This window comes from Anaerorudis cellulosivorans (assembly GCF_025943985.1).
Taxonomy (GTDB): Bacteria; Bacteroidota; Bacteroidia; order Bacteroidales; family Dysgonomonadaceae; genus Anaerorudis; species Anaerorudis cellulosivorans.
The window spans coordinates 48267-61354 of record NZ_JAPCWE010000009.1; the positions used below are offsets into that span (position 1 = coordinate 48267).

At 39.9% G+C, this 13088-nt stretch carries 6 protein-coding genes; 5 read left to right on the plus strand and 1 reads right to left on the minus strand.

From position 1 onward, the window contains the following. The first annotated feature begins 79 nt into the window (after positions 1-79). The 3 genes from epsC (at position 80) to OLM34_RS06610 (ending at position 5180) form a co-directional block, all read left to right on the plus strand. A complete protein-coding gene (epsC, locus tag OLM34_RS06600; protein ID WP_264406074.1) occupies positions 80-901 on the plus strand; it encodes a serine O-acetyltransferase EpsC in 822 nt (273 codons plus the stop codon). A gap of 43 nt (positions 902-944) precedes the next feature. Next, positions 945-1853 (plus strand): cysteine synthase A, encoded by a 909-nt coding sequence (cysK, locus tag OLM34_RS06605; protein WP_413777201.1) that lies wholly within the window; start codon positions 945-947, stop codon positions 1851-1853. A gap of 105 nt (positions 1854-1958) precedes the next feature. Next, on the plus strand, positions 1959-5180 hold the full coding sequence (locus OLM34_RS06610) for a S41 family peptidase (protein ID WP_264406158.1): 3222 nt from the start codon (positions 1959-1961) through the stop codon (positions 5178-5180). 3 nt (positions 5181-5183) lie between these two features. Here OLM34_RS06610 and mfd read toward each other — a convergent pair whose 3' ends face one another. Further along, positions 5184-8507: a transcription-repair coupling factor gene (mfd, locus tag OLM34_RS06615; protein ID WP_264406079.1), complete on the minus strand. Its 3324-nt coding sequence runs from the start codon at positions 8505-8507 to the stop codon at positions 5184-5186. Positions 8508-8646: 139 nt separating this feature from the next. Between mfd and OLM34_RS06620 the strand changes: the two genes are divergently transcribed. Together OLM34_RS06620 and glgP are read left to right on the plus strand one after the other, a co-directional pair. Then, a complete protein-coding gene (locus tag OLM34_RS06620) occupies positions 8647-10329 on the plus strand; it encodes a glycogen/starch synthase (RefSeq protein ID WP_413777202.1) in 1683 nt (560 codons plus the stop codon). A gap of 84 nt (positions 10330-10413) precedes the next feature. Next, the gene (gene glgP, locus OLM34_RS06625; RefSeq protein WP_264406083.1) at positions 10414-12978 is read left to right on the plus strand and encodes an alpha-glucan family phosphorylase; all 2565 of its coding nucleotides are present in this window, start codon (positions 10414-10416) and stop codon (positions 12976-12978) included. The last annotated feature ends 110 nt before the right edge of the window (positions 12979-13088 follow it).

The following is a 13088-nucleotide window of genomic DNA, read 5'->3' on the forward strand; positions in this document are numbered from 1 at the left end:
GGCTTTTCAACAATGCTGTTTGATATTCCGTTAATTCCAAAACACAACAAATTGATTTATTCGTCTAAAAAATTTTTCAATGAACAAAAATATACAAAAACTTATTTATGAGTTTCAGCCTCAAGCTGTCCATATTCCTGTAGAGAAATGCAGACTTGAGGAGACTGTGGATTTACTCTTCAACGCCATGTTTCCCGTGTGTGCCGAACCTGATGTAAACCACATTCGCAAAATGCTGGAAAAAGCGGCAAATGCACTTTTAAAAAATATTGCCAACCTTAAGGATCATAACTTTGCAGAAAGTGCTACAGTAAATTTTTTTGAGAAGTTTCCGCAACTGCGTGATCGTTTATATGAAGATGCTCATTGTTATTTGCAAAACGATCCGGCGGCAAGAAGCCTGGAAGAGGTTATTCTTGCTTATCCCGGTTTCTTTGCCTTGAGTGTGCATCGAATGGCTCACGAGCTTCATGTATTGGACGTACCGTTGATTCCCCGTTTATTCTCGGAATATGCTCATGCCAAAGTCGGGATCGATATTCATCCCGGTGCTAAAATCGGGAAAAATCTTTTTATGGATCATGGAACCGGAATCGTTATCGGAGAAACAACCGAAATCGGAGATAACGTAAAAATATATCAAGGTGTGACATTGGGTGCTTTATATCTGGAGAAAAAACTTTCCGGAGTGAAACGCCATCCTACTGTAGAAGATAACGTGGTTATATATTCCAATGCTACTATTTTGGGTGGTGAAACAGTTATCGGTCATGATTCGACTATCGGAGGGGGGGCATGGGTGACCCAGAGTGTTATTCCATATTCGTTGGTTTATAATGCTGTCGATGTAAAAGTTAAAACGGTAAAAAACTTTGTGCCACCCAACGATTTCGTTATATAAATAGAAATAAAGAGTTAATTTAGAATATTTATAAAGGATGGATATGAAACATAATTCGATTTTGGAAGTTATTGGTAATACACCGCATATTCGGTTAAGTAGGCTTTTCACTGAACAAGAGGTTTGGCTGAAGCTGGAAAGGCAGAATCCCGGAGGCAGTCTTAAAGATCGAATAGCACTTGCAATGATCGAAGATGCCGAAAAAGAGGGGATATTGAAAGCGGGAGCAACCATTATTGAACCCACTTCGGGAAATACAGGAGTAGGACTTTCTCTCGTTGGTGCATTAAAAGGATATAAAGTAATGATAGTGATGCCGGAATCGATGTCGGTTGAACGAAGAAAATTGATTGCCCTCTATGGTTCTGAATTAGTACTAACACCGCGCGAAAAGGGAATGTCGGGCGCTATTGAAAAAGCAGAGGAGTTACAGCAAACCATTCCCAATTCATGGATACCGCAACAGTTCAAAAATCCGTCCAATCCTGCTATTCATGCTGCAACTACAGCACAGGAAATACTAAACGATTTTGAGGAAGGATTGGATTATCTGATTACAGGGATCGGCACAGGCGGACATATAACGGGGGTGGGAAAAGAATTGAAAAAGAATTTTTCCTCACTTCAAGTTATTGGTGTGGAGCCAATTGATTCGGCCGTTATTTCCGGCGGCAAGGCAGGCCCTCATGCAATACAGGGGATTGGCGCGGGCTTTATACCGGATACGTTGGATTTGACGGTATTGGATGGCGTTATACGAATTACCAAAGAGGAGGCTTTTGAATATGCACGGCGATTGGCTCGTCAAGAAGGCATCTTGGGCGGTATTTCAACCGGTGCATCATTGGCAGCTATAGCCAAAAAAATTCCGGAACTTGAAGGAAAAAAACGTATTCTCACCTTTAATTACGATACAGGAGAACGATACCTTTCGGTTGAGGGATTGTTTTAATTTATTAAATGGGGCTAAAAAATAGTAAGGTCCCATTTTTTTATTTTTTGGTTTACGGGGATAGGTTATATTTGCATTTTTAGCTAAGTAAAGTAAAAAGCAATGGTGAAGAAGCAATTTATTTTAGGGTTTATTTTGCTCATATCGTTAATAAGCAATGCTCAGAATCCTCTCTGGATGAGATATCCGACCATTTCTCCCGATGGATCGCAAGTGGCGTTTTCCTATAAAAGTGATATTTATAAAGTCTCGATAAACGGCGGGAAAGCTGTACGTTTGACAACTCACGAGGCTTTTGACAGTAATCCGATATGGTCTCCCGGGGGTGATCAAATAGCGTTTATTAGCGACCGTAAAGGAGCTAAAGATATTTATGTGATGTCATCCGAAGGGGGTGCAGCCAAGAGGCTGACAACGCATTCTGCTACTGAAAATTTGTGGGCATTTACTCCCGACCGAAAATTTATCGTTTTTTCGGCATCTTATCAAGATCCGGTAAAAAGTGCTTTATTTCCCGGTTCAAGGTTTTCTGAAATATATAAAATTTCCATAGATGGAGGTCGAGCTGAAATGATCGCGGCTTTCCCTGCCGATAAAATTAATTTCAATAAATCCGGTAAAAAATTTTTATATCAAGATGTAAAAGGTTTTGAAAACCCGTGGAGAAAACATCACACTTCATCGGTTACACGTGATATTTTGGAATATGATATAAAAAACGGTACATACAAAAAACTCATTGACCGGGAGGGTGAAGATACTGATCCGGTTTATAGCCCGGATGGAAAAGCGTTGTACTTTTTAAGTGAGCGCAGCGGTACATTTAATGTGTATACTGCTCCATTAGATTATCCTTCTGATGTGAAACAATTGACAAACTTTCAAACCCATCCGGTTCGATTTCTTTCTGTGGCAAACAACGGAACACTTTGTTTTGGCTATGATGGAGAAATTTATACGTTGAAGCAAGGTTCTTCGAATCCGGAAAAATTGAATATTTCCATTTCGACTGATGTCGAGGATGAGCAAATCCAAAAAATGAGTTTCACTTCAGGGGCTACTTCTGCTTCCAATTCACCCGATGGCAAACAAGTCGCATTTACTGTTCGAGGCGACGTCTTTGTTACTTCATCCGATTACAATACTACCAAACAGATAACGAATACAACAGCAGAGGAAGCTGACGTGGATTTAGGTGCCGATAATCGGTCAATGGTTTATTCGAGTTATCGAGAGGGTTACTGGAATGTGTATCTTACCAAGATTTCACGAAAGGAAGAGCCGAATTTTTCGAATGCAACACTTATTGTCGAAGAAGCGCTTATCAAAAATGATAAATCGGAAAAGCAGCATCCCAAATTTTCTCCCGATGGTAAAGAAGTTGCCTTTGTCCAAGATAGAAAAAAATTAGTGGTGTATAATTTGGCTGAAAAGAAACTAAGACAAATAACAGATGGCTCTTATCAGCATGAAACGGACGGGAGCATGAATTATGAATGGTCGCCCGACGGCAAATGGTTTGTGCTTGAATATGTGTCCAACGGACATGCTCCATATACCAACATCGGTATTGTAAGTGCAAAAACAGGAGGCGAGATTTTCGATTTGACCAAAAGCGGGTATACCAATCGAAATCCGCGGTGGGTAATGAATGGTAACGCTATTCTCTATTCATCCGAACGATACGGGATGCGCAATCATGCGTCGTGGGGATCGTTGGAAGATGTGATGATTGCTTTTGTCAATCGTGAGGCTTTTGACAAATATAAAATGAGCAAGGAGGAGTTTGAACTTTTTACCGATGCCGAAAAAGAAGCCAAAAAAGCCGAAGAAGACAAAAATAAAGATAAAAAGAAGATCGATGAAACACCTAAAGATATTGTGATGGAATTTGAAAACATGGATCAGCGCATTGTGCGATTGACACCCAATTCCTCACGTTTAGGCAGCTTCATTATCAATAAAGAGGGATCGAAACTCTATTACTTGTCGGCCGTTGAAGACGACTATGATTTGTGGGTGCACGATTTGCGTGAACACGCTACTAAACTTTTAAGCAAACTCAAAGGGGGGAACTCGGCCTTGAGCATGGATAAAGAACAAAAAACACTCTTTATTCTGGGGAATAAGAAAATGCAGAAAATGGAGGTTTCAACAGAGAAGTTGGCTTCCATCGATTACAGGGCAGAGATGAAAATTGATTTGGCTCAAGAGCGTCAATTCATGTTTGATTATGTATGCAGAGAAGAAAAAGAACGTTTTTACGAAGTAAACATGCATGGTGTCGATTGGGAACATTTGACAAACCATTATCGTAAATTTCTTTCTTATATCAACAACAATTACGATTTCTCCGAAATGTTGTCCGAGATGTTGGGCGAACTCAATGTGTCTCATACGGGATCGGGTTATCGTTCACCAAGTAATAATGAAAAAACGTCAAATCTTGGACTTTTTGTTAGCGCAAATGGAAACAAAAATGGATTGAAAATTGAAGAGATCTTGATTAACGGCCCTTTCGATAATTTTCAATCTAAAGCAAAGGTTGGCGATATTATCGAAAAAATTGACGGTCAGGAAATTTTGCCTCAGGATGATTATTTTCCACTGTTGGAGGGAAAAGCAGGTAAAAACGTACTGATTTCGCTTTATTCTCCGACTTCGGGCAAACGATGGGATGAGGTGATCAAGCCGATCAGTGCAGGTGCATTGGATGATTTACTCTACAAACGTTGGGTAAAACAACGTGCTGATGATGTAGAACGCCTCTCCAATGGACGGTTGGGTTACGTTCATGTTCCATCGATGGGTGACGAAAGTTTCAGAAAAATGTATTCGGATGCGCTGGGGAAATATTACAAAAAAGAAGGAATTGTGATAGATATCCGATATAATGGAGGAGGGCGATTACATGAAGACTTGGAAGTATTTTTCAGTGGAAAAAAATATCTCGATCAGGTAGTTCGTGGCAAAGAATATTGCGAAATGCCGAGTCGACGTTGGAATAAGCCATCGATCATGCTCATTACTGAAGCCGACTATTCGAATGCGCATGGCACGCCTTGGGTGTATAAAAACCAAAAAATCGGTAAATTAGTGGGTATGCCTGTAGCCGGTACAATGACAAGCGTTAATTGGGTTACACTGCAAGATCCTACGGTCTATTTCGGAATTCCGGTTGTTGGCTATCGCACAGCCGAAGGAACATATTTGGAAAACAGTCAGCTGGAGCCCGATGTGAAAGTTCAACTAGATCTGAATAAAGCCATTAACGGTGAAGATACGCAATTGGAAGCTGCTGTAAATGAACTGTTGAAAGTTTTGTAACTATTAATCGGTTGACATTTCCTTTAATACTGCGACGGCAGTTTCAACGGTTTCCACGTTGCGGATGACAGCCGAGCGTTTTTTGTTTACTTCCCGCAATTGACAATCGCGAGGATGGATCTGGATGTAGTTGAGCAGCTTGTCGAATGCTTTCGATTGATAATACGGCGACTGGGGATCTGAAATGAGAAACAATGTCATTTGATGGTTTTTAAGAACAATTTTTTCTATGCCCAATGCTTTTGCCACTCGGCGCAGTCGTACAATCTGAATCAGTTCAAGTCCCTCTGTTGGAATTTTTCCGAAGCGATCTTCAAGTTGTTTTATAAAGTTCGAAATTTCATCCTCGGTTTCTATGCTATCCAGTTCACGATAAATGCTAACCCGTTCAGCATCATTCGGAATATAGGATTCAGGGAACATTAGTCCAAGATCACTTTCTACGGTTACATCGGTCACAAAATCTTCTTCTAACACCTTTTCTCGTTGTTGTTCCTCATACAAATCCGAGAATTCTTCTCTTTTTAATTCTTCTATGGCTTCGGCAAGAATTTTTTGATAGGTTTCATAACCGAGTTCGGCGATAAATCCACTTTGCTCGGCACCCAGCAGATTACCTGCTCCACGGATATCCAAATCCTGCAAGGCAATATGAATTCCACTTCCAAGTTCTGAAAAATTTTCGATGGCTTGTATGCGTCGGCGTGCATCGGCAGAAAGCATGTTTAAGGGCGGAGTCAGTAAATAACAAAAAGCTTTTCGATTGCTTCGTCCAACTCGTCCACGTAGTTGATGCAGATCGCTTAATCCGAAATCCTGAGCATTGATAATGATGATTGTATTGACATTGGGCATATCGATACCCGATTCAATAATAGTAGTCGCAAGGAGCACATCATATTCTTGATCGATAAAATCGGAAACGATTTTTTCGAGTTTTTTCGGATCCATTTGTCCGTGACCGACCGCAATGCGGATATCGGGGATTTCTTTTTTTATCCGTGCTTCCAATTCATAAAGAAATTGGATGCGGTTGCTTACGATGAAAACCTGTCCGTTTCGGCTGATTTCAAAATTGATGGCTTCTTTGATAAGTTCCATATCGAAGGTGTGCACTTCGGTTTGCACCGGATAACGATTGGGAGGCGGTGTATTAATGATGGACAGATCGCGAGAACCCATCAGAGAAAACTGCAATGTCCGAGGAATGGGAGTGGCCGTCATGGTAAGCGTATCGACGTTAACTTTCATTTGTCGAAGTTTCTCTTTAGTGGAAACGCCGAATTTTTGTTCTTCGTCGATAATCAGTAATCCCAAATCATGAAATTTTACGTCTTTGCCAACCAAACGATGTGTACCGATAATAATATCGATATTTCCTTCTTTCAGTTCTTTCAAAATAGTTTTTTGTTCTTTCGGCGACCGGGCGCGACTCAGGTAATCAACGTTGACAGGGAAGTTTGACAAACGATCGCGGAAAGTATGGTAATGCTGGGTCGCCAATGTTGTGGTAGGCACGAGCACTGCTGTTTGTTTGCCGTCGATGGCAGCTTTAAATGCGGCTCTAATGGCAATTTCCGTTTTTCCGAAACCAACATCGCCACAAATTAACCTGTCCATCGGGCGTTCGTTTTCCATATCGTTTTTTACGTCTTGTGTTGCTTTCAGCTGATCGGGAGTATCTTCATACATAAAGGAGGCTTCGAGTTCGTTTTGCAGATACGTATCTTTTGTAAAAGCATACCCTTTTTCGTGCTGGCGTTGTGCATAGAGTTTAATCAGATCGCGAGCAATATCCTTGATTTTTGATTTTGTGCGTTCTTTTACCCTTTCCCATGCGCCCGAACCCAGTTTGTTGAGCTGAGGAGGTTCGCCTTCTTTACCTTTATATTTCGATATTTTATGAAGGGAATGAATGGATACGAATACTGCATCGTTGTTTTGATAGGTAAGTTTGATTACTTCCTGCACCTGGTTGCCGATGCGCAAACGTACCAGACCGGCAAATTTACCGATTCCGTGATCCATGTGTACAACATAGTCTCCGGGTTGAAGTTGATTCAACTCCTTTAGGGTAAGCGCGATTTTTCCGGAACGGGCTTTGTCGGATTTCAGATTGTATTTATGAAACCGATCGAAAATTTGATGATCGGTGAAGCAGCATATTTTTAAGGTTTCATCCGAAAACCCTGCATGCAGGGTTTTGTTGACCGGTGTAAACGGGATATTGTCGTTTCGATCTTCAAAGATATCCCGGAGTCTTTTTTGTTGCTTTTCGCTGTCACTTAGTATATAAATTGTATATCCCTCATCCAGAAAATGATGCATCGATTCACTCAACAATTCGAAATTTTTATGATAAAGCGGTTGAGGAGAGGTGTGAAAATCTAAAGCAGCATCAGGTATATCCGACATGTTTGCATCAAAGCGGATATGTTTAAAAGATTTTATTGCCGATAGAAATTCGTCTTTCGAAATAAGATCGGCTTTAACAAATTCAACATCCTGTGGATGAATATGTAGCTCATCTTCATTGATGGCAGAAACGCGACTTGTTATCCATTGAATATCTTCTATTCCAATAATTGTTTCCGAAGGAAGTAAGTCGAAAAGCGTGGCATTTTTCGATTGAGAAAGGCCCAATTCGGGCACAATAGATATATCGGTCAACTTTTCTTTCGAAAGTTGAGTTTCTACATCAAAACTTCGAATGGTCTCGACCTCATCGCCAAAAAAATCGATCCGATACGGGTATTCACTCGAAAAAGAAAAAACATCTAAAATACTTCCTCGCACAGCATATTGCCCCGGTTCATAGACGTAATCTACATGTTGAAACCGGTAAGAATCCAACACTTGCGAAACGAATGAACTGTCTACTTTTTCTCCGGTGGACAATTGCAGGGTATTTTTTTGGAGCGTGTCTCTCGAAACTGTTTTTTCTGCTAATGCATCGGGATAACTTACGATAATGAAGGGGGATTTTTTGCTCTGTATGCGATTTAAAGTTTCGGTACGCAAAATCTCATTTGCCGGATCGATTTGTCCGTATTTTGCTGCACGTTTGTATGCCGAAGGAAAAAATAGCACCTCTTTTGAACCGATGATTTGTGTCAGATCGTGATAAAAATAACCGGCTGTTTCTGCGTCGTTCAGAATATAAAGATACGTTTGAGGAAATTTATGAAACATGCCGGCAGCAAAAATGGCGCACGATGATCCCTGCAGCTGTCTTACCGATAAAACCTGTACTTTTTTAAGTAAGTCGGCTGAAGCCGCTATATTGGGATGTTTTTCGAAGATCTGTAGAAGTTGAGAAATATCCAAAATCGTGAACAATCAAATTCAGAATACAAAGATAATCTTTTTTGATATATTTTCATTATTAGCATATGATTAACCTTTTCTATTGATAAGAAATTCATATCTTTGCACGTTTCGAGATCAGAATATTTTATTTATGCAAATGGATATAAAGCACACTCCCGATTATATTTTTGAGGTTAGCTGGGAAGTATGTAACAAGGTGGGGGGTATTTATACGGTATTATCCACACGGGCAAATTCACTTCATAAACTTTACAAGGATCATATCATTTTTATCGGACCGGATTTATGGGTAGAAAAAGAGAGCCCATGGTTTACGGAGGATCCCGATCTTTTTTCGGAGTGGAAGGATTATGCATACCGGAATCAGCAGTTGCAAATCAGGATTGGCAGATGGAGTGTACCGGGCAATCCGATTGTTTTTTTGATAAAATTCGAGAAGTTCTTTGAAATTAAAGACAATATCTATGCTCAAATGTGGACTGATTTTGGTGTAGATTCCCTTTTTGGATATGGCGATTATCATGAAGCCTGTATGTTTGCTTACGCGAGTGGGGTGGTGATCGAGAGTTTTTATCGCTATTATAAATTGGAAGCGCTGAATGTAATAGCTCACTTCAACGAATGGATGACCGGAATGGGGGCTCTATATATTAAAAAAAATATTCCCAAAGTGGCTACTGTGTTTACGACACATGCCACTACTGTAGGACGTTCCATCGCAGGGAACAATTTACCTCTTTATAATCATTTAAAACAATATAACGGTGACCAAATGGCACGTCAGTTGAATGTTGTAGCTAAACATTCCGTAGAGAAGAGAACAGCTCAGAATGTAGATTGTTTCACAACGGTGAGCGATATCACTGCACAGGAATGTACCCAATTTTTACAACGTCAGCCCGATGTGGTTACTCCCAATGGATTTGAAAAAGATTTTATTCCCAAAGGGATTGCATATAAGCGCTCACGAAAAAAAGCCCGTCAGATTTTATTGAATGTCGCCGAAAAAGTATTAGTACATGAGGTTCAAAGGGATGCGTTGTTGATAGCAATAAGCGGACGTTATGAATATCGAAATAAAGGGATTGATGTATTTATCGATGCAATGAATATTTTGCGTAAAACGCCTCAGCTTGCTAAAGATGTAATTGCTTTTATTATGGTGCCGGCCTGGATTAAAGGGCCGCGTGCAGATTTGGTGGAAAGGCTAAATGATCGTGTTCTTTCCCCATCTACATCTTCAATGTGCCCTTTTGTTACTCATGAATTGGTTGAGCCTGATCATGATTTAATTATGAATCAATTGCGACATTTGGGATTTTGCAATTCAGAAAATGATCGGCTTAAAGTAATTTTTGTTCCTTCTTATCTTAACGGGAACGATGGTGTATTCAACGTTTCTTATTATGATTTACTTGTCGGAATGGATCTTACTGTCTTTCCCTCCTATTACGAACCGTGGGGTTATACGCCACATGAGAGCGTTGCTTTTTCGGTTCCAACCATTACTACAACCTTATCCGGTTTTGGTTCATGGGCAAAAAAAATGGGAGATAAAGAGGGGATTAATGATGGAGTCCAAGTCATACACCGCGATGATTACAACACTAATGAAGTTTCGAAAGAAATTGCAGATGTTGTTTTTGATTTTTCATTGAAAAGTCCGGAGCAAATTGCCATTTTGCAAAAGTGTGCTTTAGCTGTTGCCGATATCAGCGACTGGAACCATTTTATTGTGTATTATCAGGAAGCATATTTCAATGCTTTGCATAACTCTTTTGTTCGATTATCAAAACCTCATAAATTACAGAATGAATAAAATTTTATTATCTTTGTTTGGCTATAAAAAAGAATTAAAATGGTATTTTAATCGTTCTTTTTAAATAAATTAAAATATTAAAAAATGATTATCAGATCAAGTTATTCAAATGCGCCTGTTTGGCGAGATATCCAGGTACGTGCCATTTTGCCTATGCAGTTGCAGTTCTTGAATGAAATGGCTCATAATTTATGGTGGGTATGGAATGGAAAAGCAAAAAATATTTTCAAAAAAATAGATCCTGAAGGATGGGATAAAAGTCAACAAAATCCGGTTGTTCTTTTACAGAATCTAACGACGGAAAGAATAGGGGAGATTCTAAATGATCCGGATTTTCTTCAGGAAGCAAACGAGGCTTATCGCGTATTTAAGGATTACATGAGTAAGCCATACGATACTACCCGCCCGAGTGTTGCCTATTTCAGTATGGAATATGGCTTGACAAATGTACTTAAAACCTATTCCGGAGGTTTGGGAATATTGGCAGGCGATTATCTGAAAGAAGCCAGCGACAGCAGCGTGGATATTACGGGAGTGGGATTTCTTTACCGATTCGGTTATTTTTCGCAAAGCCTATCGATAGATGGACAACAGATTGCTAATTTCGAAGCCCAAAATTTCGGAAATCTTCCCATTTCTCAGGTCATGGACGAAACAAACAATCCATTGATTCTTGAAGTACCATTCCACGATAAGATTGTGTATTGTAATGTTTGGAAAGTAGCCATAGGGCGCATCAATCTCTATCTTATGGATACCGATATCGACTTAAATGACGAATTCTATCGGTCAATTACGTATCAGCTTTATGGTGGGGATTGGGAAAACCGGATGAAACAGGAATATCTGTTGGGTGTTGGCGGTATATTGTTGCTGAAGAGATTAGGGATAAAAAAAGAGGTGTATCATTTAAATGAAGGTCATGCGGCTCTTATTAATGCACAACGGTTGTGCGATTTTGTAAAAGACGAAAAACTTTCGTTCAATGAGGCATTGGAAATGGTTCGTGCTTCATCGCTGTATACCGTTCATACTCCTGTGCCTGCCGGACACGATTATTTTGATGAACCGCTTATTGCTAAATATATGGGTAAGCTGGTAGAGGAAATTGGCATTCCATGGCAACAATTTATGGATTTGGGTCGTGAAAACCCCGGGAGTCACGAAAAATTCTCCATGAGCGTATTCGCATTAAACACTACTCAAGAGTCAAACGGCGTGAGCGAATTGCACGAAAAAGTTTCCCGTGAAATGTTTCAGCCGGTATGGAAAGGATATTTTCCCGAAGAATTGCATGTAGGACATGTTACCAACGGCGTGCATTTGCCCACATGGTCCACCGCTTCAATGAAAGCATTTTATGAGAAACATTTTGATCCGACTTTTTATGACGATGAATCGAATCTGAATATTTGGGAAAAAATATATGATGTAAGCGACGATGAACTTTGGGAATTACGCATGCATCTGAAAAGAAAACTCATCGAGCATATTCGTACAGAGTTTCAACACGGCTGGTTGAAAAATCAGGCAACTCCATCCCGTATCGTATCTATTCTCGAACAACTTAATCCCAATGCATTATTGATAGGATTCGCAAGGCGCTTTGCCACTTATAAACGAGCTTATCTGCTTTTTACCGATTTGGACAGGTTGTCGAAGATTGTGAACGATCCGAAGCGTCCCGTTCAATTTATTTTTGCAGGGAAAGCTCATCCGGCCGATGGTGCGGGACAAGCGCTGATCAAGCATATTGTTGAAATATCGCGTCGACCCGAATTTTTGGGGAAGATTATTTTTCTCGAAAATTATGATATGCGATTGGCAAAACGACTCATCGCAGGTGTGGATTTGTGGTTGAATACCCCTATTCGTTTGCAGGAAGCTTCGGGTACTTCGGGACAGAAAGCCACCATAAATGGTGTACTCAACTTATCGGTAATGGATGGTTGGTGGTACGAGGGTTATAGAGAAGGTGCAGGATGGGCTGTTCCGGCAGAAAAAGTTTACGAAAATCAAACATTCCAAGACGAATTGGATGCTTTCACCATTTATTCCATGCTCGAAAATGAGATTATCCCCTTGTATTATTCCTATAACAGCAATGGGTATTCTCACGAGTGGGTTCAATATATTAAAAAATCCATTGCCCAAATTGCTCCGCGTTTCACCACCAAACGTATGTTGGATGAATATTACGACAAGTTTTATTTCAAGTTGGCTAATCGTTCTAAAGAATTACGTGTCAACGACTATGCGAAAGCAAAAGAAATTGTTGCATGGAAGGAAAATATGGCATCCAATTGGGATGAAATAGAGGTAGTAAAACTTGATTTTAATCCAAATCAATATTTGGATATCAGGGATAACAAAAATATTGTCTATGGAGAAGTGGTGATCGACAAGAAGAATATGATTGGCGATTTGGGAGTAGAATGTGTAATGGTTGATTTTGATCCTATTCGGAATAAAGCTGAGTTTATCGAAAAATATGAATTCGAATTAGTTAAAACCGAAGGTTCTCTTCTGTATTTTCAGACAAAGGAAGCATTGAATAATCCCGGTACACATCAATATGCGTTACGCATATTTCCAAAAAATCCCGACTTGCCTCATCGTATGGATTTTGCTTATGTCCGTTGGATTTAAGCGATACCTCTATTTGGAACCTTCATTAGTTTAGCGAATAGTCGAAGTAATGTAATATACACTCCGTAAATCAGTCGATTTTCGGAGTGTATATTTTTTAAATTGTGTAC

What these genes read in the sequence shown, in the direction of transcription:
- epsC (WP_264406074.1), top strand. Translation starts at nt 80, where the DNA reads ATGAACAAAAATATACAAAAACTTATTTATGAGTTTCAGCCTCAAGCT.
- glgP (WP_264406083.1), top strand. Translation starts at nt 10,414, where the DNA reads ATGATTATCAGATCAAGTTATTCAAATGCGCCTGTTTGGCGAGATATC.
- cysK (WP_413777201.1), top strand. Translation starts at nt 945, where the DNA reads ATGAAACATAATTCGATTTTGGAAGTTATTGGTAATACACCGCATATT.
- OLM34_RS06620 (WP_413777202.1), top strand. Translation starts at nt 8,647, where the DNA reads ATGGATATAAAGCACACTCCCGATTATATTTTTGAGGTTAGCTGGGAA.